This is a genomic window from Enterobacter cloacae complex sp. SHL020 (assembly GCF_049236945.1).
In the GTDB taxonomy this organism is placed as follows: Bacteria; Pseudomonadota; Gammaproteobacteria; order Enterobacterales; family Enterobacteriaceae; genus Enterobacter; species Enterobacter dykesii.
This window is the reverse complement of the sequence record NZ_JBMKJF010000001.1, coordinates 750,847-774,707: the sequence shown is the minus strand read 5'-3', so window position 1 is coordinate 774,707 and position 23,861 is coordinate 750,847. Positions and strand designations below refer to the sequence as shown.

Here is a 23,861-nt window from a genome sequence, read left to right as displayed (position 1 = left end):
CTCTTCGTTATGAATGCCGCGACGAAATGCATTGTTAATCAATGCATTGAACAAATACATCCATCCTGACTGCATCCTCTCACAGGGTCTATGCTTAATAAAACCAGGCAAAAAGGGCGCTTTAGCCGAATGCCCCTGCTGACAGAGGGTTGAAGTGATAATCGTTATCACTAACATGGTGTTATGCCCTGATGGCTTATCAGATGAGGTGGACCTATGGAACTGCATTCAGAAACCTTTAATCCTGCCGATTTCGCCTGGCGCGGCTTAACGCTCACGCCAGCGGCGGCGGCACATATTCACGAGCTGGTGGCGAAAAAGCCCGAGATCCTCGGCGTGCGCCTGGGCGTCAAACAGACCGGCTGCGCGGGTTTCGGCTACGTGCTCGACACCGTCACCGAACCCGAGAAAGATGACCTGGTGTTCGAGACTGAAGGCGCGAAGCTGTACGTTGCGCTGCAGGCTATGCCGTTTATAGACGGTACCGAAGTGGACTACGTCCGCGAAGGCTTAAACCAGTTATTCAAATTTCATAATCCGAAAGCCCAGAACGAATGCGGCTGTGGCGAAAGCTTTGGGGTATAGGCGGTACTATGTCTCGTAATACTGAAGCAACGAGTGAAGTAAATACCTGGGGCGGTGGACACCTCAACTATAAAGAGGGGTTCTTCACCCAGCTCCAGACCGATGAGCTGGCGAAAGGCATCAACGAAGATGTCGTACGGGCGATCTCGGCGAAACGTAACGAGCCCGAGTGGATGCTGGAGTTCCGCCTGAGCGCCTTCCGCGCCTGGCTGGAGATGGAAGAGCCGCACTGGCTGAAAGCGCACTACGACAAGCTGAACTATCAGGATTACAGCTACTATTCCGCGCCCTCCTGCGGCAGCTGTGACGACACCTGCGCCTCGCAGCCCGGCGCGGTGCAGCAAACTGGCGCTGAAAACAGCTTCCTCAGCAAAGAGGTGGAAGAAGCCTTTGACCAGCTTGGCGTGCCCGTTCGCGAAGGGAAAGAGGTGGCGGTAGACGCCATTTTCGACTCCGTCTCGGTGGCCACCACCTACCGCGAGAAGCTGGCAGAGCAGGGGATCATTTTCTGCTCCTTCGGCGAAGCGATTCACGATCATCCGGAACTGGTCAAAAAGTACATTGGGACCGTGGTGCCCTCTAACGACAACTTCTTTGCGGCGCTCAACGCGGCGGTAGCCTCTGACGGCACCTTTATCTATGTGCCGAAAGGCGTGCGCTGCCCGATGGAGCTGTCGACGTATTTCCGTATCAACGCCGAAAAAACCGGCCAGTTCGAACGCACGATTCTGGTCGCGGATGAAGGCAGCTACGTCAGCTATATCGAAGGGTGCTCCGCCCCGGTTCGCGACAGCTATCAGCTGCACGCGGCGGTGGTGGAGGTCATCATCCATAAAGACGCCGAGGTGAAATACTCCACGGTGCAAAACTGGTTCCCCGGCGACGGCAATACCGGCGGTATCCTGAACTTCGTCACCAAGCGCGCGCTGTGCGAAGGTGAAAACAGCAAGATGTCGTGGACCCAGTCCGAAACCGGCTCTGCCATCACCTGGAAATACCCGAGCTGCATCCTGCGCGGGGATAACTCCATCGGCGAGTTTTACTCGGTGGCGCTGACCAGCGGCCATCAGCAGGCCGATACCGGCACCAAGATGATCCACATTGGTAAAAACACCAGGTCGACCATCATCTCGAAAGGGATCTCCGCCGGGCACAGCCAGAACAGCTATCGCGGGCTGGTGAAAATCATGCCGACGGCCACCAATGCGCGAAACTTTACCCAGTGTGACTCGATGCTGATTGGCGCAGACTGCGGGGCACATACCTTCCCGTACGTCGAGTGCCGTAACAACACGGCCCAGCTTGAGCACGAGGCGACGACGTCGCGGATTGGGGAAGATCAGCTCTTCTACTGCCTGCAGCGCGGGATCAGCGAAGAAGACGCCATCTCAATGATCGTCAACGGCTTCTGTAAGGACGTGTTCTCTGAACTGCCGCTGGAATTTGCCGTTGAAGCCCAGAAACTCCTCGCCATTAGTCTTGAACACAGCGTCGGTTAAGGAAAGTACATGTTAAGCATTAAAGATTTACAGGTCAGCGTAGAAGACAAAACCATCCTGCGTGGCCTCAATTTTGACGTCAGGCCGGGGGAAGTTCACGCCATCATGGGGCCGAACGGCTCCGGGAAAAGTACGCTTTCCGCGACGCTGGCGGGGCGCGAAGATTATGAGGTAACCCACGGCTCGGTCGAGTTTAACGGCAAAGATCTGCTGGAGATGTCGCCGGAAGACCGTGCGGGCGAGGGCATCTTCATGGCCTTCCAGTACCCGGTCGAAATTCCTGGCGTCAGCAATCAGTTCTTCCTGCAGACGGCGCTGAATGCGGTGCGCAAGTATCGCGGCCTTGAGGCGCTGGACCGCTTTGACTTCCAGGATTTAATGGAAGAGAAAATCAAGCTGCTGAAAATGCCGGAAGATTTGCTCACCCGCTCGGTGAACGTCGGTTTTTCCGGCGGCGAGAAAAAGCGTAACGACATTCTGCAGATGGCGGTGCTGGAGCCCGAGCTGTGCATTCTGGATGAGACCGACTCCGGTCTGGATATCGACGCCCTGAAGATTGTCGCTGACGGGGTGAACTCCCTGCGCGACGGCAAGCGTTCGTTTATTATCGTCACCCACTACCAGCGCATTCTGGACTACATCAAGCCGGATTACGTCCACGTGCTTTACCAGGGGCGTATTGTGAAATCCGGAGATTTCACGCTGGTTAAACAACTGGAGGAGCAGGGCTATGGCTGGCTTACCGAACAGCAGTAATGCGCTCCAGCAGTGGCACCGGCTGTTTGAAGCCCAGGGCGGCACGCGCTCTGAGCAGGCGCAGCAGCATCTGCAGCAGATGCTGCGTCTCGGCCTGCCGACGCGTAAACATGAGAACTGGAAATACACCCCGCTCGATGGCCTGCTGAACGCCGAGTTTGTGACCCGTCTGGCGGATCTCACCCCGGCGCAGCGTGACGCGCTGGCCGTAAACGTGGATGCCGTGCGCCTGGTGTTTGTCGACGGTGAGTTCCGTCCGGAGCTGAGCGACGCCCTTCAGGGGAGCGGATTTGAGATTGAGATAAACGACGATCGCCAGCCCCTGAGCGCCCCGGTTCAGCCTGAGGTGTTCCTGCATCTGACCGAGAGCCTGGCCCGCAGCGTGACGCACATCCGCGTCAAGCGTAACCAGCGTCCGGCAAAACCGCTGCTGCTGATGCACATCACTCAGGGTCTGGACGGCGACGAAATCAACACCGCGCACTATCGCCACCATCTTGAGCTGGCGGAGGGAGCGGAGGCCACGGTAATCGAACATTACGTCAGCCTCAACGATGTCCGGCACTTTACCGGATCGCGTCTGACGATGAACGTTGCCGCCAATGCTCAGCTTCACCACGTCAAGCTGGCGTTTGAAAATGCGCAGAGCCACCACTTTGCCCATAACGACATTGTGCTGGGTCAGGATGCCGCGGCGTTCAGCCATAGCTTCCTGCTCGGCGGGTCGGTGCTGCGCCACAACACCAGCACGCAGCTTAACGGTGAAAACACCACGCTGCGCATCAACAGCCTGGCGATGCCGGTTAAATCTGAAGTGTGCGACACGCGCACCTGGCTTGAGCACAACAAAGGCTACTGCAACAGCCGCCAGCTCCACAAAACCATCGTCAGTGATAAAGGGCGTGCGGTGTTTAACGGACTGATTAACGTGGCCCAGCACGCCATTAAAACCGACGGGCAGATGACCAACAACAATCTGCTGTTAGGTCGCCTGGCGGAAGTGGACACCAAACCGCAGCTGGAGATCTACGCCGACGACGTGAAGTGCAGCCACGGTGCGACGGTTGGGCGCATCGACGACGAGCAGATGTTCTACCTGCGTTCCCGCGGTATCGACCAGCAGGCGGCGCAGAAAATGATTATCTATGCGTTTGCCGCCGAACTGACGGAAGCGCTGAACGATGGTCAGTTGAAACAGCAGGTGCTGGCGCGTATCGGTCAGCGTCTGCCTGGAGGCGAAGCATGAGTTTTCCCGTCGAGAAAATACGGGCAGATTTTCCGGTTCTGACCCGTGAAGTAAACGGTCTTCCTCTGGCCTATCTGGACAGCGCGGCGAGCGCGCAGAAGCCGAACCAAGTAGTGGATGCGGAAGCTGAGTTTTATCGCCACGGCTACGCCGCCGTACATCGCGGTATTCATACCCTGAGCGCTGAGGCAACCCAGCGTATGGAAAACGTGCGCACGCAGATTGCCGCCTTCCTCAATGCGAAATCGCCTGAAGAGCTGGTCTTCGTGCGCGGAACCACCGAAGGGATCAACCTTGTCGCTAACAGCTGGGGCAACGCGCAGGTCCACGTGGGGGATAACATTATCATCACCCAGATGGAGCACCACGCCAATATCGTGCCGTGGCAGATGCTCTGCGAGCGCGTTGGTGCGCAATTGCGGGTCATTCCGCTCAACGTTGACGGGACGCTGCAGCTTGAGCAACTCGACGCACTGCTGGATGACCGCACGCGGCTGGTGGCGGTCACCCAGGTCTCTAACGTGCTCGGGACGGAAAACCCGGTGGCAGAGATTATCGAAAAAGCCCACCTGGCCGGCGCGAAGGTGCTGATTGATGGTGCCCAGGCGGTAATGCACCACGCGGTTGACGTTCAGGCACTGGACTGTGATTTTTATGTCTTTTCAGGCCACAAGCTCTACGGGCCGACCGGGATTGGCGTGCTCTACGTGAAAGAAGACATCCTGCAGGCGATGCCGCCGTGGGAAGGGGGCGGATCGATGATCGCCACCGTCAGCCTGACGGAAGGCACCACCTACGCGCGCGCACCGTGGCGTTTTGAAGCGGGGACGCCCAACACCGGCGGGATTATCGGGCTGGGGGCGGCGGTTTCCTACGTCTCCGCAATCGGCCTTGACAGCATTCAGGAGTACGAACAGCTGCTGATGCACTATGCGCTTGCCGAGCTTGCCAGCGTGCCGGATCTGACCCTCTACGGGCCTGCCGACCGGCAAGGGGTGATCGCGTTCAATCTCGGGAAACATCACGCCTATGACGTGGGCAGTTTCCTCGATAACTACGGCGTGGCGGTCCGTACCGGGCACCACTGCGCCATGCCGCTGATGGCGTTTTACCAGGTGCCGGCAATGTGCCGCGCGTCGCTGGTGATGTACAACACAACGGAAGAGATCGACAGGCTGGTGGCGGGGCTTAAGCGCATTCACCAGCTGCTGGGCTAACGGAGAGGCAAAAGATGGCAGAGCTGCCGGACAGAGACAAATTGCTGCGCAACTTTGGGCGTTGCGCAAACTGGGAAGAGAAGTACCTTTATATCATCGAGCTGGGGCAGCGTCTGCCGCCGCTCGGTGAAGAGGCGCATAGCCCGGAAAACAGTATTCAGGGCTGTCAGAGCCAGGTGTGGATTGTGATGGAACAGTCTGACGACGGCACGATAGCACTGCACGGCGACAGCGATGCGGCCATTGTAAAAGGGCTTATTGCGGTCGTCTTTATTCTTTACCACCGGATGTCGGCGCAGGATATTGTCGCGTTTGACGTCCGTCCGTGGTTTGAAAAAATGGCCCTGACCCAACACCTCACCCCGTCACGCTCCCAGGGACTGGAAGCGATGATTCGCGCGATTCGCGCCAAAGCTGCAATCCTTAGCTAGACTTACAGAACAGCATTCATTCTGTTTCGCGAGGTGGTTCCCGCCTCGCTGGTTTTTCAGCTTTCTGGCGTCCTGCCAGTGAATAAGGAATCTCAGCATGAAGCGCGCGTCTCTCATAACTCTATTACTCCTCAGTTCGCTCGGCGCACTTAATTCGGCCCGCGCGATGGACTATCCGTTGCCGTCCGCAGGCAGCCGCCTGATTGGGCAAAATCAAACCTACACGATACAGGAAGGGGATAATAAGCTGCAGACCATCGCCCGCCGGTTTAATACCGCGGCGCAGGTGATCCTGGAAACGAACAATACCATTGCGCCGGTCAACCCTGCGCCGGGAACCGTCATTACCATCCCGTCGCAGATGCTGCTGCCGGACACGCCGCGTGAGGGGATTGTGGTGAACCTCGCAGAGCTGCGGCTCTACTACTTCCCGCCGGGAGAAAATATCGTTCAGGTCTTCCCGCTCGGCATCGGACAGCTGGGGCTGGAAACACCGGTCACGACCACGCGGGTGAGCCAGAAGATCCCGAATCCCACCTGGACACCCACGCCGGGCATCAGAGCACGCTCTCTGGAGCAGGGCATTAAATTGCCTCCGGTGGTACCTGCCGGGCCAAACAACCCGCTGGGGCGCTTTGCACTGCGTTTAGGCGTGGGCAACGGGGAATATCTCATCCACGGCACCAGCGCGCCGGACAGCGTGGGCCTGCGGGTCAGCTCCGGCTGTATGCGGATGAACGCCCCGGATATCAAAGCGCTGTTCGAACAGGTGCGGGTTGGCACGCGGGTACAGATTATTAATGAACCCGTGAAGTTCTCCGTGGAGCCGGACGGTAAACGCTATATTGAGGTCCACCGTCCGCTGGCGCAGGTTGAGGGGGAAAATCCGCAGGTCTCGCCAATTGCCCATTCCGCAGACTTTGCGACCTTTGTTTCTCAGGCGGGAAGCGATAAGGCGCTAATTGAGAAAGCCCTGTCACGTCGCGCCGGGATCCCGGTTATCGTGTCGTCAGGTAGCGGCCCGTCGGCCAGCAATAACGTGCTGTCGGTGCAGAACAGTCGGGTGTCCGCTGTGGTAGCGGAAGATGAAGGGGAGAAGGTGACGCAGTAGCCGTTTGACGCAGGCAAAAAAAATGGCGCACAATGTGCGCCATTTTATTAACAGGTACTATTACTTACGGTATTTAGTAGCCTGGTTGTCCAGACGCTGGTTAGCGCGAGCTGCGTCGTCTTTAGCAGCCTGAACGTCGGAACGCATTGCGTTCACGTCGTTGCTCAGCTGGTCAACTTTAGCGTTCAGAGTCTGAACGTCAGAAGACAGCTGATCGATTTTAGCGTTGCTGGAGCAACCAGCCAGCAGAGTAGAACCCAGGATTACCGCGCCCAGTACCAGTTTAGTACGATTCATTATTAATACCCTCTAGATTGAGTTAATCTCCATGTAGCGTTACAAGTATTACACAAAGTTTTTTGGGTTGAGAATATTTTTTTGATGGGAATACACCTATTTTTGATCGTTCGCTCAAAGAAGCATCGAATCGGCCCTTTTCGGGCAAAAATCTAAGGAAAAAAAGGCATTTATCATCGGATTCATCTTAGATAATTGGCAATTAAATAGAGAAACCCGATTTGCAATTTGAATGACTTTGGCTAATGCCAGGAATAAAAAAAGCGCCCTGAGGGCGCTTTTTATCAAAATTAATTCGTTCGGGAATTATTACAGCACGTGAACAGAGGCGGTATTGGTGGTTCCGCTTGGTACCAGCGCGCCAGAAACCATGACCACAACGTCACCTTTCTGCGCCAGACCACGATCAACCAGCTCCAGAGCCACTTCTTTACCCAGACGGTAGAAATCATCCGTAGACGCGATCTCTTTCACCAGGTGAGGGATCACGCCTTTGCTCAGCACCAGCTGACGAGCCGTGGTTTCGTTGGTGGTCAGCGCCAGGATAGTTGCATCCGGGAAGTATTTACGCACCGCGCGAGCTGATTTACCGCCCTGGGTGGCAACCACGATCAGTGGTGCTTCCAGTTTCTCAGCCGTTTCTACTGCACCGCGGCAAACCGCTTCGGTGATGCGCAGCTTGCGGCTGTCGTTGTTGTAGTCCAGACGGCTTTTCATTACGCGGTCGGTACGTTCGCAGATGGTGGCCATGATGGACACCGCTTCCAGCGGATATTTACCTTTCGCGGATTCGCCGGACAGCATAACGGCATCAGTACCGTCGAGGATGGCGTTAGCCACGTCGCCTGCTTCTGCGCGGGTTGGGCGTGGGTTTTTGATCATGGAGTCCAGCATCTGCGTTGCGGTGATAACCACTTTACGCGCGCGAACACATTTCTCGATCATCATCTTCTGCGCGAAGATCACTTCTTCAACCGGGATTTCTACGCCCAGGTCGCCACGCGCAACCATGATGCCGTCAGACGCTTCGAGGATTTCGTCGAAGTTGTTCAGGCCTTCCTGGTTTTCAATTTTGGAGATGATCTGGATCTTCTCGCCGCCGTGGGCTTTCAGGTGCTCACGAATTTCAACCACGTCTGAGCGCTTACGGATGAAGGATGCCGCCACAAAGTCAACGCCTTGTTCGCAACCGAAGATCAGGTCCTGTTTGTCTTTTTCAGCCAGTGCTGGCAGTGCGATAGATACGCCCGGCAGGTTAACGCCTTTGTTTTCGCCCAGGTCGCCGTTGTTCAGTACTTTACAGATAACTTTGTTGCCTTCGATCGCGGTGACTTCCATACCGATCAGACCATCGTCTACCAGCACGGTGTTACCGACGGACAGGTCGTTGGTGAAGCCTTCATAGGTCACTGCAACGATTTCGCTGTTGCCGACAACGGATTTGTCGGTAGTGAAGGTGAAGGTCTGGCCCGCTTTCAGAGAGACGTCGTTACCGCCTTCCAGTTTGATGGTACGGATTTCTGGACCTTTGGTATCCAGCAGGATCGCCGCTTTTTTACCGGTCTTGCTCATCACGTTGCGCAAGTTCTGGATACGCTGGCCGTGTTCTGCGTAGTCACCGTGGGAGAAGTTCAGACGCATCACGTTCATGCCGGCGTCCAGCATTTTGGTCAGCATCTCTTCAGATTCGGTTTTCGGGCCGATAGTACAAACAATTTTCGTCTTTTTCATGACAGTCTTAGTCTTTAAGTTGGGAAGGATATGGAAATCTCGCTCCGGGGGCGCACCGCCGCGGAGTCAAACCTGTGTTGCAAAAGAGTATATGACACGCACTAAGGATAGGAGACATCAAATGAGCGTGCAGAAGAAAGTGTGCCTGAGTGACAGCCCAACGAAGGAGAGGAGAAGTTGTACGTTGTTTTTTGTATTCCAAGCGCTGAAACCATTCACCAGGGATTTGGCGCGCATTATACGCTGATTTTAAGATAAAAGGAAAATGGAAACGGTGTTTCAGAAATAATCTGTGCTGTTTCTCATAATATTGTTATCAATGCGTTAAGCCATGATGACAACTTGTGGCGGCAGCCGATGGACCTGCCGCCATTTGCTTAATTCTGCAGCGCCTGGCTGAGGTCGGCAATCAGGTCTTTCGGATCTTCAATCCCGACTGACAGGCGGATCAGCTGCGGCACAATGCCGTTTGCCAGGCGTTGCTCCAGCGGAATGGAGGCGTGCGTCATGCTGTAAGGCTGGCTCACCAGACTTTCCACGCCGCCCAGGCTTTCCGCGAGGGTGAACAACTTCAGGTTGCGAATCACCTCGGTGGCGCGTTGCGCATCGCCTTTTACCACCACGGAAATCATCCCACCGGGCAGGGCCATCTGCGTGCGGGCAAGCTGATATTGTGGATGCGATTCCAGGCCGGGATAGAAAACCTTTTCGACCAGAGGATGCTGATCCAGCCATTGCGCAATCGCCAGCGCGTTGGTGCTGTGCTTTTCTACCCTCAAAGCGAGCGTGCGAATACCGCGCAGCGTCAGGAAGCTGCTGAACGCATCCAGAACACCGCCCACCGCGTTTTGCAGATAGCCCAGCCTATCCGCCAGTTCCCTGTTGTCCCCGACAATCGCCAGCCCGGCCACCACGTCAGAGTGGCCGTTCAGATATTTGGTGGCGGAGTGCACCACGATATCGAAACCCGACTCCAGCGGACGGTGGATCACCGGCGACGCGAAGGTATTATCCGCCACGCTGATGACGTTATGACGACGGGCGATTGCCGCAATGGCCGCCAGATCCGCCAGCTTCAGCAGCGGGTTGGTCGGCGTCTCGACCCACACCATACGGGTATCCGGGCGAATGGCGGCCTCGAGACCGGCTAAGTCGTCCGGTTTAACCCAGCTGACCTGCAGGCCGGTGCTGCGCTTGCGCACGTTTTCAATCAGGCGGTACGTCCCCCCGTAAACGTCATCAATGGCGACAATATGGCTGTCTTTATCCAGCAGTTCGAGCACCGTGGAGATGGCCGCCAGACCGGAGGCAAACGCGTAGCCGCGCGTGCCGCCTTCCAGTTCGGCGATGGCGGTTTCCAGCGCGTGGCGGGTGGGGTTGCCGCTGCGCGAATACTCATAGCCGGTATGCTCGCCGGGTGATGGTTGCGCAAACGTAGAGGTAGCGTAAATCGGCGGCATGACGGCGCCGTGCTGGTCGTTGAACTCGCCGCTGTGTACGCTCAGGGTAGCCAGGTTTTTCATCATCGATTCCTTTATTGCTGAAGACGGTTGCGCCAGGCGGTCAGAACGTCGCTGCGCGTAATCAGACCGAGAAAACGGTCGTTGTCATTAATCACGGCCACCAGACCGCGGTCGAAGATGGCGTTCAGTGCGCTTTCCGGGGCGTGTTTATCCAGAAACTCCACCTGACGCGTCATGGCTGCCGTCACCGGAAGCGCGAAACGATCGCCGTTGCCGCCGATATGCCGCAGGAGATCCCACTCGTCGATAATGCCGACCACCTTGCCGTTCTCCAGCACCGGCAGCTGGGAAATGTCATACAGACGCATGCGTGCCAGAACGGTGGAAAGCGTGTCGTCCGGGGCGGCGGTAACGGTGGCGCCTTCATCGTGGCGCAGGGCGATATAGTCGGAGAGGTCGCCGGCCTGAGGACGCGTGATGAGCCCCTGCTGTCGCATCCAGTCGTCGTTGAACATCTTCGAGAGATACTTATTGCCGCTGTCGCAGGCGAAGGTCACCACGCGTTTCGGCGCGGTCTGCGCCTGGCAATACTTCAGCGCGGCCGCCAGCAGCGTGCCGCTGGAGGAGCCCGCCAGAATGCCTTCCGTTTTCAGCAGGTCGCGCGCGGTGGTGAAGGCCTCTCGGTCGGTGATGCGCCAGGCGCGATTCACCCCTTCAATGTGGGCCAGCGGCGGAATAAAGTCTTCGCCAATACCTTCAACCAGCCAGGAGCCCGCGTCGTGATAGCGTCCGGTTTCCACCTGGTCGGCCAGAACCGATCCTGCCGGGTCGGCCAGGATAAACTCCGTGTGCGGAGAGTGCTCGGCGAACCACGCCTGGAGGCCGCCCAGCGTACCGCCTGAGCCGACGCCCACCACGATGGCGTCGATCCTGCCGTCAAGCTGCTCGTACAGTTCCGGTGCCGTGGTGGTACGGTGCGCCAGCGGGTTGGCTTCGTTATTGAACTGGTCGATGTAAAACGCGCCGGGCAGCTCATTGGCCAGGCGCTGGGCGTAATCCTGGTAATAGGCGGGGTGGCCCTTGTTAACGTCGGAGCGGGTCAGCACCACCTGGGCACCCAGCGCGCGCAGGTGGAAAATCTTCTCGCGGCTCATTTTGTCCGGCACCACCAGGATCAGCGAGTAGCCTTTCTGGGCGGCGATCAGCGCCAGACCGAGGCCGGTATTGCCCGCCGTCGCCTCAATAATCGTGCCGCCCGGCTGCAGCTGGCCGGTACGTTCCGCTTCGTTAATCATCGACAGCGCAACGCGATCCTTAATAGAGCCGCCCGGATTCTGGTTTTCCAGCTTCAGGAACAGCGAGCAAAGGCCGGTATCGAGCTTGTGCAGCTGGATAAGCGGGGTACGGCCAATCAGTTCGGTGACGGAGTGGTAAATCGTCATGATGTTTTCCTTTCTGGATGTCATGACGGGATGATAGAGCGGCGAAATTTTCGAAATAAAGAACCATTCACTGCCGTTTAGAACTGAAAAGAATATAAATGCGGTTTTCGGATGTCAGGACAGCAAGACGTAAAGTTGTCTGGATGTGGGGATGGCTATATCGGGATGAAATGCTGCAAAAATGACCATTTTTCGCGGGCATCATCCAGCAGATATGCATCCGGCAGATAATCATTGCTGAAATTGGTCTAAATGCTTCCCACCCGGTAAATCCGCTGTTTATTCCCGAAAGTTATAACACATTCTTTTTTGTTCATTTGAAAGCTGATAACGCCTGTTTACTATCGTTTGGACATCCATACTGCTAAACAGCCATGCGCGAAACGGATAAAGAATAAGAATGATCGTACTCAGGAATATTTCTAAGGTTTTTGACAACGGAAAGGTCGCACTGACTGCCGTTGATAACGTCAATTTGACGATAGAGCAGGGACAGATTTACGGAATTATTGGCTACAGCGGGGCCGGGAAAAGCACGTTGATTCGCCTGCTGAACGGTCTGGAAAAACCCAGTACCGGCAGCGTAACCATCAACGGGCAGAATATTTCTGCCGCTAAGGGCGAAGCCTTACGACAGGCGCGACTGAAGATCAGCATGGTGTTCCAGCATTTCAACCTGCTCTGGTCGCGAACGGTTAACGAGAACATCGCCTTCTCGATGCAAATCGCGGGCGTGCCAAAAGCCAATATCAAGGCGCGCGTTGCTGAGCTGGTGGATTTGGTCGGCCTGAAAGGGCGCGAGAATGCGTACCCGTCCCAGCTGAGCGGCGGGCAAAAACAGCGCGTGGGCATTGCGCGCGCGCTGGCCAATAACCCGGACGTGCTGCTCTGCGACGAAGCCACGTCGGCTCTTGACCCACAGACCACCGATCAGATCCTCGATCTGCTGCTGGATATTAACCGTCGTTTCAAACTCACCATCGTGCTGATCACCCACGAGATGCACGTGGTGCGCAAAATCTGCGACCGCGTGGCGGTGATGGAGAATGGCAAGGTGGTGGAAGAGGGCGACGTCCTGAGCGTCTTTACCCACCCGCAACAGCCCATCACGCAACAGTTTGTTCGTCAGGTGAGCCAGTACGCCGAGGAAGAGACCTTCAACGCTGAGCTGGCAAATGAACTGGAAGGCACGGTTATCAAGCTGACCTTTACCGGACATAGCACGCATCAGCCTGTGGTCGGTGAATTAACGCTGCGCTATGGCCTGCCGTTTAACATCCTGCACGGAAAAATGACGCAAACCGCCCACGGTGTTTTCGGGCAACTCTGGGTGCACGTGGTGGCATCTGATGAACAACTGAACAATATCCTCGCCGACCTGCAGCACAGCGATATTGAAGGCGAGGTGATTAAACATGGCTGAGGAACTCTTTCCGCATCTGAAGTGGGACCAGCTGTGGGCAGCAACCCAGGAGACGCTGTACATGACCGCGCTCTCCGGCGTGGCGACCTTTGTTCTGGGGCTTGTGCTCGGTCTGGCGCTGTTTTTAACCGCGCGCGGCGGGCTGTTTCAAAACCGCACGGTCTACAGCGTGATTTCGATTGTGGTGAACGTGTTCCGCTCCATTCCGTTCATCATCCTGATTGTATTGCTGATCCCGTTCACGAAAACCCTCGTGGGGACCATTCTTGGCGCCAACGCGGCACTCCCGGCGCTGATTGTGGGCGCAGCACCGTTCTACGCACGCCTGGTGGAAATCGCCCTGCGTGAAGTGGATAAAGGCGTTATAGAAGCAACGCGCTCGATGGGCGCACGACTGAGCACGTTAGTGTTTCGGGTTTTACTGCCGGAATCATCACCTGCACTGGTTTCAGGTATTACGGTGACGCTGATTGCGCTGGTGAGCTACAGCGCAATGGCGGGGGTGATTGGCGCCGGCGGTTTGGGAAATCTGGCTTATCTGGAAGGATTCCAGCGCAACCATGGTGACGTCACGCTGGTGGCAACGGTGACCATTCTGATCATCGTTTTCATTATCCAGTTCTGCGGCGATGTCATTACTTCACTGTTAGACAAAAGATAATCTCTAATAACACACAGGAACCACATCATGAAAAAAACACTGACACTGATCGCCGCCGCAACCCTGAGCGCCCTGAGCTTCGCCTCCTGGGCTGACACCCTGACCGTGGGCGCATCCAACACGCCGCACGCCGAAATTCTGGAGCAGGCAAAGCCAATTCTGGCGAAGCAGGGTATCGACCTGGAGATTAAACCGTTCCAGGACTACATTCTGCCGAACACCGCGCTGGCGGGTCATGACATCGACGCGAACTATTTCCAGCACATTCCTTACCTGAACAGCGTGCTGAAGGATCATGCGGGCGATAAAGACTACGATTTCGTCAGTGCGGGCGCGATCCACATTGAGCCAATCGGCATCTACTCCAAAAAATACAAGTCGCTGAAAGACCTGCCGGAAGGCGGCAAGATCATCATGCGTGACGCGGTTTCTGAAGAGGGGCGTATTCTCTCCATCTTCGAGAAAGAGGGCGTGATCAAGCTGAAGCCGGGCATCGACAAAGTGACCGCGCGCATCAGCGACATCGTTGAGAACCCGAAAAAGCTGAAATTCACGCCGAACGTGGAAGCCTCTCTGCTGCCGCAGATGTACAACAACGACGAAGGCGCTGCGGTGGTGATCAACGCCAACTACGCGATTGATGCGGGTCTGGACCCGGTTCACGACCCGATTGCGGTAGAGAGCGGTGAAAACAACCCGTACGCCAACATCATTACCGTGCATCGCGGTGACGAGAAGAAGAAAGATATCGTTGCGCTGGTGAACGTCCTGCACTCGAAAGAGATTCAGGACTGGATCCGCACCAAGTACAAAGGCGCGGTCATCCCAGTAAACAACTAATGTACTGATTTTACAGATGAAGCCCGGCGAGTCTCTCGCCGGGCTTCTTTTTTGTATCCGGCAGGAGAATCATTTAAGCTCAACGTTTAACAGGCAATGGAGTGATGACGATGGGTAACGTGACCAAAGATGAAGCGCTGTACCAGGAGATGTGCCGGGTGGTCGGGAAGGTGGTGCTTGAGATGCGTGATTTAGGGCAGGAGCCAAAGCATATTGTCATTGCCGGAGTCCTGCGTACCGCGCTGGCGAACCAGCGCGTTAAACGCAGTGAACTGACAACCGAAGCGATGGAAACGGTGGTTAAAGCGCTGGCCGGGTAATGCGCCAGCGTTTCGCAAGCTGCTCGAGCGAGCAGCAGAGCAGGTAGTAGACCACGCCCGTAAAGATAAAAATGGCCGCCGGGTAGATTTGCACCCGGTTATTGACCTGTCCCGCCACCGTGGTCAGCTCCGGTACGTTCACGATAAACGCCAGCGACGTATCCTTCAGCAGGCTGATAAAAATCCCCGCCAGCGACGGCAGAATATTCCTCAGCGCCTGCGGCAGCAGCACGCGCAGGAGGGTTTGCTGCGTGCTGAATCCCTGTGACAGTGCGGCCTCATATTGTCCGGACGGGAGCGCGTTAAGCCCGGCCAGCACCGAGTGCATCACCGTTGCCGCGGTAAACCAGGCCAGCGCCAGCGTGACGGTCAGCGCTCCCGGCAGATCGCCTCCGGTGATGAGCGGCAGGAGATACCACATCCAGAAAATCACGAAGATGAGCGGGATACCGCGGATCAGATCTGCCCATAAAAACAGGGCCTTTCGCACGAGCCCGGTAAAGCGCCAGGCCAGACACGCGAGCACTATCCCACCGGGCAGAGCGATGACGGCGGCCCCGGCAGCCATCATTAACGACAGCAGTACGCCCCCCGGTTCACCCGTTGCCGCGCGTCCCCACAGCAGATAGTCGAGGTTATCGGTGATGACGTTAAGTCCGGCAATCATGCTTTTCACTCCCTGCGATGACGACGTTCGGGCGTTTACGTTTCGCCTGTGGCCCAAGGCGTACCAGCACCATCCCCATCGCCAGGCCTGTCAGCAGATAGAGCGCGGTTCCGAGGGTAAATGCCTCCAGCGCGTGCGCGTTATAGCTCTCGATCTGCCTGACCTGATAGGTCAGCTCGGCAAAGCCAATCCCGCTGGCGAGCGAGGAGAGCTTCATCAGATTAAGATACTGGCCCACAACCGGCTGCCAGGCGTTGGCCAGGCCCTGCGGCAGAAGGATGTAACGAAACAGATGCCACGCGGAGAATCCCTGCGCGAGCGCCGCCTCCCGCTGTCCGGCAGGCACGGAACGTAAGCCCGACTCCACCTCTTCGATTAAAAACGCCGAGGTAAAGACGCCCAACCCCCAGGCAGAACATAAAAATTCGGGCGTAAACCACCAGACGTCGCCGGGCAGAATTGACCAGCTGTGATCCGCGTTCACCGCGTCGCGAAACGCCTGCGGTAGTCCGTTCCAGGCGGCAAAATACCAGAACAGCAGCTGCACCAGCAGCGGCGTATTGCGAAACAGCGACACCCAGCAGCTGACCACCGCGTTCCCGGGGCGTCCGCCGGAAAGGCGCAGAAGCATAAAGAGCAGTGCGAGCAGGCTGGCCAGCAGCATCCCGGCAAGCGTTACCCACAGGGTGGTGAGAAATCCGGAGAGTATCCACTGCAGAGGCTGTCCGGTCAGTACCCCCTGCCAGTCGAGCGCGGGCATTACAGATGCTCCTGATGCAGCGGGTTGAGCACCTTCTGCAGGAACCGCTGCGCGCGCGGATGCGACGGCTGGCTGAAAAACTGTGCCGGTGGCGCGGTTTCCAGAATTTGCCCGCCGTCGATAAAGACAATCCGGTCGGCAATTTCCCGGGCAAACTGCATCTCGTGGGTCACCACGATCATCGTGATCCCGCTGTGTGCGAGGGCTTTCATCACGTACAGCACTTCACCAATCATCTCCGGATCCAGCGCGGAGGTGGGTTCATCGAACAGAATGATTTGCGGTGAGGAGGCCAGGGCGCGGGCAATCGCGACGCGCTGCTGCTGTCCACCGGAAAGCTCTGCCGGGAAATGGTGGGCTTTTTCCAGCATCCCGACCTTCTCCAGCAGGGCCAGCGCGCGCTCCTGGGCAGGCTGCGGCTTCCAGCCATGAACCTGCTCCAGCGCCAGGGTGATGTTCTGGCTTGCGGTGAGGTGGGCGTAAAGATTGAACTGCTGGAACACAAATCCCACGCGGCTGCGCAGCTGGCGCAGCCCGCTACCGGAGAGCTTTGCGGTAGGCTTGTTGTCGACCAGAATCTCTCCGCCGCTCAGGGTTTCAAGCTGGTTGATGAGGCGGATCAGGGTGGATTTACCGGAACCTGAAGGGCCGAGGATGGCGACCACTTCACCGGGCGTGATGGTGAGGTTAATGTCGTTTAAAACCTGATGGTCACCGTAGCGTTTATCCACATGACGAAACTCGACGCTGGCCTGTTCCAGATGTGAAAAATCCGCGGCACCGGCCGCGGAGTGTGAAAATAAACCTGAGAGCATAATTATCTGGCTTCTATTTTAAAGGCGCGAGGCTGTGGGGCTGGGGTGCCTGGACCAAACCAGACGTCGTAGATTTTTGCCGCCTGGCCTTTTTTCTCGAGATTAACCAGCTCGTCGTTAACGGCCTTCAGCAGCGCCGTTTCACCTTTCTTCACCCCAACGCCAATCTCTTCTTTACTGAGCAGGTCGGGCAGGATTTTGAAGTTCGCTTTATCCGGCGCCTGCGCCAGCAGACCAGCCAGAATGGTGCTGTCCTGGGTGATGGCCTGCACGTTGCCGTTGCGCAGTGCCGTCAGCGCCAGCGGAATATCGTCATACGAGAGCACGCGGGACTGCGGGAAACGCTGGTGCAGCGCCTGCTCGCCCGTCGTTCCTTTTACCGCGCCAATGCGCGCCCGGCTGTAGTCATCAAGCTTGTCCGGTGATTTAGCCGGCACCAGGAACTGCTGGCCGGTGACAAAGTAAGGTGTCGAGAAATCAATCACCTGCGCGCGTTCCGGGGTGATGGTGATATCCGCCACGATCAGGTCGGCTTTGCCGGACTGCAGCAGCGGAATGCGGTTGGCCGGATTGGTGGCAACCAGTTCAAGCTTTACGCCGAGGGATTTTGCCAGCGCTTTGGCGAAGTCCACGTCATAGCCCACGATCTCGTGCGTTTTTGCATCAACAGAGCCAAACGGCGGGTTGGCGTCAAACGTGGCCACTTTCACCACCCCTGCGGCCTTAATATCCGCCAGCTGGTCCGCCTGTGCCTGCGCTGAAAGCAGGCTCCCCGCCGCCAGTAAGCCCAGAACCAGCGTCCGTTTGGTAAACCCTTTCATGTTTGCTGCCATAGTCATTCGCCATCCCGTTGTTTTTGTTTTACCCCGCTACGCTCCCATAAGCGAAAGCTATCGCCAAATAAGAAATCGTTCTTTGCTATGAGCAAAAAAGCATTAGTGAACAAGGTGTTAATGAAGAGTGAAAAGAACGGAAGGCTATTTGCAAATCCTGCACATCGACAGTGGATTTTGGTATTTCCCCCGCGCGGCATTTGAGTGCTTAACTGAGATCAGACACGGCGAGAGAGGGTAAGACGATGAAAAAATGGATCAGCACGTTACGGCGGTTTTTTGCGGCCAGGCCAGCGAATGCGGAGAACAGCGCGCAACGTGTTCTTGAGTCAATCCTGCCTGTCGCCAGCCTGTATGGCGTGGACGTTGCCAACATTGACCCGGAGTGGTTCCATGATAAAACGTCACGCTGAACTGCGCCGCACGCGCGAAACGTACTGGAACGAGGTGTGCGTGACGTTTAACGAGTGAAATAAAAAAGCACCGGTTTCCCGGTGCTTTTTTATTAGATCTTGCAGGCGTCGCCGCAGTCGTCGTCGGCGACAATCGCCTGCGCTTTTTTGTCTGCATCGTCCAGACGTTCCGCATTACGCTCTTCGGCTTCATCCAGACCGTTAAAGACTAAGTTATCGAGATCAATTTCCATGTGGCACCTGCTCTGTTCAGTTTTTGATACTGGCACAGTATAGGGCAAAAAAAGCCAGCAATGTACCTCGCAGCACATAAGGATAATCCCTGCCATACTCAGTGCTTTATCGCTGAGGAGAGCACATGATTACACTCTGTAAAACCTGTGGAACCGCCTACGATACGCAGCCGGACAGATGTCAAATTTGCGAGGATGAACGCCAGTACGTGCCCGCCACGGGCCAGGCGTGGACCGATTTCGACACCGTCACCGCCACCCATAGCAACAAATGGCAGCTACTGGAGCCACGGCTGTTTGGGATCAAAACGGTGCCTGCGTTTGCGATCAACCAGCGGGCGCTATTCCTGCAAACGCCTTACGGCAATATCCTCTGGGACTGCATCGCCAACCTCGACCCCGCAACCAAAACGCTCATTACCGCCCTGGGCGGCATCAGCGCAATTGCGATTTCACATCCACACTATTACACCACGATGCAGGTGTGGGCCGCGGCGTTTGATGCGCCGGTGTACCTGCACGCCAGCGACAAAGAGTGGGTCATGCGCGACAGCCCGGCCATTCATTTCTGGGAGGGGGATGCGCTGGAGATTTTCCCGTCGGTCACCCTGCTGCGTCTGGGCGGACACTTTGCCGGTGGAACGGTGCTGCACTGGCAGGAGGAGGACGGGGTGCTGCTGGTAGGCGATATTCTGCAGGTCACGCCGGGTAAAGACGCCGTCTCGTTTATGTGGAGCTATCCGAATTATCTTCCGCTGCCGGCCCGCACCGTGGCGTCGGTGGTGAATCATCTCGAAGGCAAAACCTTTGAACGTCTGTACGGCGCGTTCGAAGGGCAGAACATCCAGGCCAGTGCGGACGAGATTGTTCAGCGGTCGGGCCAGAAATATATTGCTTGTCTGAAGTAAACCACGATGGGTAAACTTTACGAGTGTGATCGCGATCATACCTAAACTAAAACAGATAAAAGAGACATTGCTATGCAACATATCATTGAAGGTTTTCTCAGCTTTCAAAAAGAGATTTTCCCGCAACGTAAAGAACTCTTCCGCAGTTTAGCGTCCAGCCAGAATCCCAAAGCGCTGTTCATCTCATGCTCCGACAGCCGTCTGGTCCCGGAACTGGTCACCCAGCAAGAGCCGGGACAACTCTTTGTCATTCGTAATGCTGGCAACATCGTGCCGCCGTTCGGACCGGAGCCAGGCGGTGTGTCCGCCACTATCGAATACGCCGTGGTGGCGCTGGGCGTCACGGATATCGTGATTTGCGGTCACTCCAACTGTGGCGCCATGAAGGCGATTGCCGATAACGCGAACCTGGAGCCGATGCCTGCTGTGTCACACTGGCTGCGCTATTCCGACGCGGCGAAAGCCGTGGTTGAGAAGAAAACCTGGGATAAGCCGATCGATAAAGTCAATGCGATGGTGCAGGAGAACGTGTTTGCGCAGCTGAGCAACATTAAGACCCACCCGTCCGTGGCGGTGGGCCTGCGTAATAACTCCATCCGACTGCACGGCTGGGTGTACGACATTGAAAGCGGCAAAATCCTTGCGCTGGATAAAGCGACGAAAACCTTCGTTTCGCTGTCTGAAAACCCGGAAGTCTTCTTCGAGTAATCCGCGACAGCAGGGCATGGAAGCCCAGTCAGTTCTCAATATACGGTAGTCTGCGCCGCGATCGCGACGCGGGTTTTTCCGCCGCCTTCGCCATTGCTTCCGCAATCTCTGCACACTCTGCCAGCCCCTGAACGAAGGGTCGATCGTGCATCAGCCACGGTATCGCACCGAAGGAGATGCGTCCGCGAACGGCGTCAGGCGCTTTTAAGGTGTAATCCTCACCGATGTCGGGAATCTCTTCACCCGTGGCTTCCAGCTGTTTGCGCAGCGTCGGGAAGGGTAGATCTTTCGTTTTCAGCGGCTTTTGTCCGCGGGCGTCAATAAACACGTCGAAACGGTAAACGGTCTCTTTTGTGGTGATCACCGTTCGATCGCTGCCAACGTCCAGCGCGTAATCGTCACCGAGCGTCGCCACGCTGATGATGCCGGCTTCGCGAAGCGCGAGCAGCCTGCGGATAGACTGCGGAGGGATGGCCGCATAGTTGTCGATGAATACGCGGGCGAGGCCTTGCTTAAAGCGCTCTCTGTCCCGTTCGCTGAGGTGGGGCACAATCTCCTGAACCACCTCATGCAGCCGAAGCACGGTATAGCGCCAGGCTACGGTGCGCCGCTCGCGTTTGTTCCGCTCAACCTCGTTGAGATTTTCTTCCGCCCAGGTAAAGGGGCCGTGCCGTTTACGATCCTCAAACCAGGCCTCACGTATGCTATCCGCATTCTGCTTATGCAGGGATATTTTCTCACACCACGCCGGGTCAGCGAGCTGAAGCTCTTTCACCACCAGGGTAAAGATGCGATCCAGCAGGCCATCCGATCCTTTGGCAATCTCTGTTTCAACCACGAATTCGGTTAGGACCGACAGCGGTTCATAAGGAATAGGGCAGTAAAAATCGGCTTCCGGCAGAATGCCCGTCCTGGACATCAGGACAATCTTCAACGCTTCGCTGCCTTTATCCAGCACGAATTTATCATCGCGAAATTCGCCGTGCTGCATTACTACCGCCATGGCCGCGTCGAGACCGCTTAACGATGTCCCCATAATACCGACGCGGCAGGGAGGGATACTGGCGTCCATCAGACCGGACCACGGGCTTGGGAAGAACGTTCTCGTAGCTTCATCCTCCTCTGGCCAGACGTGACCGGTGGCGATAACCGCAAGGTCGAATTGATCGGGCAAGACGCTGCCGTTGACGGAAAGCGTAACGCCGGTTGTTGCGGGAATGATGTCTGTGACCTTCGCAGATTCATGGACATCAACGTTGAATCCTAGCCTTTTTGCCTCTTTTACGATGGAAAGAAAGCTGTCGCGGAAATACTCGCCCAACAGAAGCCGGGGCAGAAACTGCCGGTCATGTAAACGGGTTTTATCGACCTTAAAGCGCGCCAGATGAGCGTCACTCTGTTCCTTGAGCCAGTCGAGGTAGGTCATAAAAATGGGCGGGATTTCAATGCTCGCAATGTTCGCCAGCATCAGCCGGGAATTATCGTCGTCGTTATAGGGCATACCCACGCCAGCTTCATCGGCCTGTTCGAAAACGGAAACGGAGAGCGGCGTGCTGTTCTTAAGCAGGTGATAAAAGGTGTAAATCCCTGTGGGGCCGGAGCCGATAATCGCGATTTTCTTCATCGACACGTTTCCTGTGTTTTTTCCATAAGAAAAGCGTAGCAGGAGAATAATGATGAAAATAAGGGATTAAGAAAATTCAGGATATCAGAAGAGGATTTGCACCATTTCAGAACTGAAATGGTGCGTCCGAGTGGACTCGAACCACCGACCCCCACCATGTCAAGGTGGTGCTCTAACCAACTGAGCTACGGACGCAGAATGGTGCGTTCAATTGGACTCGAACCAACGACCCCCACCATGTCAAGGTGGTGCTCTAACCAACTGAGCTATGAACGCAACGTGTTGTCGGTGACAACGGGGACGAATATTAGCGGCACAGCACCGAGGTGGCAAGAGGGAAAATGCAATTTTCTCTCTGATTTCACGCGATTGCTGTATTACCGCGCAAAGTGAAGAGAAAGTAGCCGCCAGGCGGCGGCTACCGCGTCGTTAACGTGCAGCGCGCTGCAAAATGACCGTTGATGGCTGGCGCTGCAGGAAGCGCATGCGCATCATCATCATAATCGCCGCCGAGGTCAGGCCGATAATAAAGCCCATCCAGAACCCTGCCGGCCCCATGCGCTCAACCACCAGGTCGGTCAGGGCCAGAATATAGCCACACGGCAGTCCCAGCACCCAGTAGGCGATGAAGGTGATAAAGAAGATGGAGCGCGTGTCTTTATATCCGCGCAGCACGCCGCTGCCAATCACCTGGATGGAGTCAGAGATCTGGTAAATCGCGGCCAGCAGCATCAGGTGCGAGGCCAGCGCCACCACTTCCGGGTTGTCGTTGTAGAGCAGGGCGATCTGCTCCCGCAGTGCCACGGTAAAGAGCGCCGTACAGACAGCCATGCAGACGCCGACGCCCAGCCCGGTCCGGGCGGCCGTTTGCGCATCGAGCGTTGAGCCCTGGCCCAGGCGGAAGCCCACGCGAATCGTCACCGCCGCCGCCAGTGACATCGGCAGGACGAACATCAGGGAGCTGAAGTTCAGCGCAATCTGGTGCCCGGCCACGTTCACAATGCCCAGCGGGGAGACCAGCAGGGCGACCACGGCAAACAGGGTCACCTCAAAGAACAGCGCAAGGGCAATCGGAAGTCCCAGTTGCACCAGGCGCGTCATGATGTTCCAGTCCGGCGTGCTGAATCTGTTCTCGTTACGAATGTCGCGCATGGAGCGGGCGCGTTTTACAAAGACGATCATCGAGAAGAACATCACCCAGTAAACGGCTGCCGTCGCCACGCCGCAGCCGACGCCGCCGAGCTCCGGCATCCCGAAATGACCGTAAATAAAGACATAGTTCACCGGAATATTGACCAGTAAACCGATAAACCCCATCACCATCCCGGGCTTGGTTTTCGCCAGGCCTTCACACTGGTTACGCGCCACCTGGAAAAAGAGGTAGCCTGGCGCACCCCAGAGCAGGGCGCGCAGATAGCCCACGGCTTTATCAGCCAGTGCCGGGTCAATGTTATGCATAGCGCGAATGATATGGCCCGCGTTCCAGAGCACGACCATGATCAGCACGGAGACAAACCCTGCCAGCCAGAAGCCCTGACGGACCTGATGGGCAATGCGCTCGCGACGACCCGAGCCATTGAGCTGAGCGATAACCGGCGTGAGCGCGAGCAGCAGACCGTGGCCGAACAGGATGGCCGGAAGCCAGATTGACGTGCCGATAGCCACGGCCGCCATATCGGTGGCGCTATAGCCACCTGCCATTACCGTATCCACAAATCCCATTGCGGTCTGGGCCACCTGCGCGACGATCACTGGTATAGCCAGTGCCAATAGCTGGCGCGCTTCATTCATGTACTTCTGCACGTGAACACCTTTATTTTGTAGTTATTTGAGAGACTAAAAAAGCCGCCGAAACGGGCAGCAAGAAGAAAATGCAGG

The 23,861-nt window shown here is 56.5% G+C and carries 26 protein-coding genes and 2 tRNA genes; 14 read left to right on the top strand and 14 right to left on the bottom strand.

Going from position 1 to position 23,861, the window contains the following annotated elements:
• The first annotated feature begins 216 nt into the window (after positions 1-216).
• The 7 genes from sufA to ldtE all read left to right on the top strand — a co-directional run bounded on the left by sufA (position 217) and on the right by ldtE (position 6,845).
• A complete protein-coding gene (sufA, locus tag ACOTZB_RS03735) occupies positions 217-585 on the top strand; it encodes a Fe-S cluster assembly scaffold SufA (RefSeq protein WP_421626518.1) in 369 nt (122 codons plus the stop codon).
• A gap of 8 nt (positions 586-593) precedes the next feature.
• Positions 594-2,084 carry a Fe-S cluster assembly protein SufB gene (gene sufB, locus ACOTZB_RS03730; RefSeq protein WP_193804531.1) on the top strand — a complete coding sequence of 497 codons (1,491 nt, stop codon included), beginning with the start codon at positions 594-596 and terminating at the stop codon, positions 2,082-2,084.
• A gap of 9 nt (positions 2,085-2,093) precedes the next feature.
• The gene (gene sufC / locus ACOTZB_RS03725) at positions 2,094-2,840 is read left to right on the top strand and encodes a Fe-S cluster assembly ATPase SufC (protein ID WP_421626517.1); all 747 of its coding nucleotides are present in this window, start codon (positions 2,094-2,096) and stop codon (positions 2,838-2,840) included.
• Positions 2,815-4,086, top strand: coding sequence for a Fe-S cluster assembly protein SufD (gene sufD / locus ACOTZB_RS03720; RefSeq protein WP_421626516.1), 1,272 nt, complete (start codon positions 2,815-2,817; stop codon positions 4,084-4,086). Before sufC ends, sufD begins: the two co-directional genes overlap by 26 nt.
• Positions 4,083-5,303 carry a cysteine desulfurase SufS gene (sufS, locus tag ACOTZB_RS03715; protein WP_421626515.1) on the top strand — a complete coding sequence of 407 codons (1,221 nt, stop codon included), beginning with the start codon at positions 4,083-4,085 and terminating at the stop codon, positions 5,301-5,303. The genes sufD and sufS overlap by 4 nt, the downstream gene beginning before the upstream one ends.
• A 14-nt stretch (positions 5,304-5,317) precedes the next feature.
• Entirely contained in the window at positions 5,318-5,734 is a 417-nt protein-coding gene (gene sufE, locus ACOTZB_RS03710; RefSeq protein ID WP_421626514.1) for a cysteine desulfuration protein SufE, read from the top strand.
• A gap of 97 nt (positions 5,735-5,831) precedes the next feature.
• Positions 5,832-6,845, top strand: coding sequence for a L,D-transpeptidase LdtE (gene ldtE, locus ACOTZB_RS03705; protein ID WP_421626513.1), 1,014 nt, complete (start codon positions 5,832-5,834; stop codon positions 6,843-6,845).
• 60 nt (positions 6,846-6,905) lie between these two features.
• Here the strand turns inward: ldtE and lpp are convergent, their stop codons facing one another.
• From lpp to ACOTZB_RS03680, 5 genes are all read right to left on the bottom strand, one after another.
• Positions 6,906-7,142, bottom strand: a complete 237-nt coding sequence (lpp, locus tag ACOTZB_RS03700; RefSeq protein ID WP_001082307.1) for a murein lipoprotein Lpp — start codon at positions 7,140-7,142, stop codon at positions 6,906-6,908.
• Positions 7,143-7,451: 309 nt separating this feature from the next.
• Positions 7,452-8,873 carry a pyruvate kinase PykF gene (pykF, locus tag ACOTZB_RS03695; protein WP_029739779.1) on the bottom strand — a complete coding sequence of 474 codons (1,422 nt, stop codon included), beginning with the start codon at positions 8,871-8,873 and terminating at the stop codon, positions 7,452-7,454.
• A 7-nt stretch (positions 8,874-8,880) separates the two neighbouring features.
• Complete coding sequence (locus tag ACOTZB_RS03690; RefSeq protein ID WP_418721936.1) at positions 8,881-9,075, bottom strand: hypothetical protein; 195 nt, start codon at positions 9,073-9,075, stop codon at positions 8,881-8,883.
• A gap of 175 nt (positions 9,076-9,250) precedes the next feature.
• Positions 9,251-10,396: a trans-sulfuration enzyme family protein gene (locus tag ACOTZB_RS03685; RefSeq protein WP_421626612.1), complete on the bottom strand. Its 1,146-nt coding sequence runs from the start codon at positions 10,394-10,396 to the stop codon at positions 9,251-9,253.
• A gap of 11 nt (positions 10,397-10,407) precedes the next feature.
• Complete coding sequence (locus ACOTZB_RS03680; RefSeq protein WP_421626512.1) at positions 10,408-11,778, bottom strand: pyridoxal-phosphate dependent enzyme; 1,371 nt, start codon at positions 11,776-11,778, stop codon at positions 10,408-10,410.
• A gap of 400 nt (positions 11,779-12,178) precedes the next feature.
• Here ACOTZB_RS03680 and ACOTZB_RS03675 point away from each other — a divergent pair, with 400 nt between their 5' ends.
• The 4 genes from ACOTZB_RS03675 to fumD all read left to right on the top strand — a co-directional run bounded on the left by ACOTZB_RS03675 (position 12,179) and on the right by fumD (position 15,022).
• Positions 12,179-13,201, top strand: a complete 1,023-nt coding sequence (locus tag ACOTZB_RS03675; RefSeq protein ID WP_421626511.1) for a methionine ABC transporter ATP-binding protein — start codon at positions 12,179-12,181, stop codon at positions 13,199-13,201.
• The gene (locus ACOTZB_RS03670; RefSeq protein ID WP_421626510.1) at positions 13,194-13,862 is read left to right on the top strand and encodes a methionine ABC transporter permease; all 669 of its coding nucleotides are present in this window, start codon (positions 13,194-13,196) and stop codon (positions 13,860-13,862) included. Before ACOTZB_RS03675 ends, ACOTZB_RS03670 begins: the two co-directional genes overlap by 8 nt.
• Before the next feature lie 27 nt (positions 13,863-13,889).
• Entirely contained in the window at positions 13,890-14,702 is an 813-nt protein-coding gene (locus ACOTZB_RS03665; RefSeq protein ID WP_063142945.1) for a MetQ/NlpA family ABC transporter substrate-binding protein, read from the top strand.
• A 110-nt stretch (positions 14,703-14,812) separates the two neighbouring features.
• Positions 14,813-15,022 (top strand): fumarate hydratase FumD, encoded by a 210-nt coding sequence (gene fumD, locus ACOTZB_RS03660; RefSeq protein ID WP_008500615.1) that lies wholly within the window; start codon positions 14,813-14,815, stop codon positions 15,020-15,022.
• Here fumD and ACOTZB_RS03655 read toward each other — a convergent pair.
• The 4 genes from ACOTZB_RS03655 to ACOTZB_RS03640 are packed head-to-tail and all read right to left on the bottom strand — an operon-like array spanning position 15,003 to position 18,097.
• Positions 15,003-15,689, bottom strand: a complete 687-nt coding sequence (locus ACOTZB_RS03655) for an amino acid ABC transporter permease (protein ID WP_421626509.1) — start codon at positions 15,687-15,689, stop codon at positions 15,003-15,005. The two genes, fumD and ACOTZB_RS03655, sit on opposite strands and share 20 nt — an antisense overlap.
• The gene (locus ACOTZB_RS03650; RefSeq protein WP_421626508.1) at positions 15,673-16,449 is read right to left on the bottom strand and encodes an amino acid ABC transporter permease; all 777 of its coding nucleotides are present in this window, start codon (positions 16,447-16,449) and stop codon (positions 15,673-15,675) included. The genes ACOTZB_RS03655 and ACOTZB_RS03650 overlap by 17 nt, the downstream gene beginning before the upstream one ends.
• Positions 16,449-17,264: an amino acid ABC transporter ATP-binding protein gene (locus ACOTZB_RS03645; RefSeq protein ID WP_421626507.1), complete on the bottom strand. Its 816-nt coding sequence runs from the start codon at positions 17,262-17,264 to the stop codon at positions 16,449-16,451. The genes ACOTZB_RS03650 and ACOTZB_RS03645 overlap by 1 nt, the downstream gene beginning before the upstream one ends.
• A gap of 2 nt (positions 17,265-17,266) precedes the next feature.
• The gene (locus ACOTZB_RS03640; protein WP_421626611.1) at positions 17,267-18,097 is read right to left on the bottom strand and encodes an ABC transporter substrate-binding protein; all 831 of its coding nucleotides are present in this window, start codon (positions 18,095-18,097) and stop codon (positions 17,267-17,269) included.
• A 245-nt stretch (positions 18,098-18,342) separates the two neighbouring features.
• Here ACOTZB_RS03640 and ACOTZB_RS03635 point away from each other — a divergent pair, with 245 nt between their 5' ends.
• Positions 18,343-18,510: a hypothetical protein gene (locus ACOTZB_RS03635; RefSeq protein WP_038419198.1), complete on the top strand. Its 168-nt coding sequence runs from the start codon at positions 18,343-18,345 to the stop codon at positions 18,508-18,510.
• A gap of 92 nt (positions 18,511-18,602) precedes the next feature.
• Here the strand turns inward: ACOTZB_RS03635 and ACOTZB_RS03630 are convergent, their stop codons facing one another.
• Positions 18,603-18,743 (bottom strand): hypothetical protein, encoded by a 141-nt coding sequence (locus ACOTZB_RS03630; protein ID WP_003857665.1) that lies wholly within the window; start codon positions 18,741-18,743, stop codon positions 18,603-18,605.
• A gap of 125 nt (positions 18,744-18,868) precedes the next feature.
• Between ACOTZB_RS03630 and ACOTZB_RS03625 the strand changes: the two genes are divergently transcribed.
• Positions 18,869-19,651 carry an MBL fold metallo-hydrolase gene (locus tag ACOTZB_RS03625; RefSeq protein WP_421626506.1) on the top strand — a complete coding sequence of 261 codons (783 nt, stop codon included), beginning with the start codon at positions 18,869-18,871 and terminating at the stop codon, positions 19,649-19,651.
• 72 nt (positions 19,652-19,723) lie between these two features.
• Positions 19,724-20,359 (top strand): carbonic anhydrase, encoded by a 636-nt coding sequence (locus ACOTZB_RS03620; RefSeq protein ID WP_023311344.1) that lies wholly within the window; start codon positions 19,724-19,726, stop codon positions 20,357-20,359.
• A 28-nt stretch (positions 20,360-20,387) separates the two neighbouring features.
• Here the strand turns inward: ACOTZB_RS03620 and ACOTZB_RS03615 are convergent, their stop codons facing one another.
• The 4 genes from ACOTZB_RS03615 to mdtK form a co-directional block, all read right to left on the bottom strand.
• Positions 20,388-21,983, bottom strand: coding sequence for an FAD-NAD(P)-binding protein (locus tag ACOTZB_RS03615; RefSeq protein ID WP_421626505.1), 1,596 nt, complete (start codon positions 21,981-21,983; stop codon positions 20,388-20,390).
• Between the two features lie 118 nt (positions 21,984-22,101).
• Positions 22,102-22,178: transfer RNA gene (locus ACOTZB_RS03610), tRNA-Val, on the bottom strand.
• A gap of 4 nt (positions 22,179-22,182) precedes the next feature.
• Positions 22,183-22,259: transfer RNA gene (locus ACOTZB_RS03605), tRNA-Val, on the bottom strand.
• A gap of 153 nt (positions 22,260-22,412) precedes the next feature.
• A complete protein-coding gene (gene mdtK / locus ACOTZB_RS03600; RefSeq protein WP_421626504.1) occupies positions 22,413-23,786 on the bottom strand; it encodes an MdtK family multidrug efflux MATE transporter in 1,374 nt (457 codons plus the stop codon).
• Positions 23,787-23,861 lie beyond the last annotated feature (75 nt).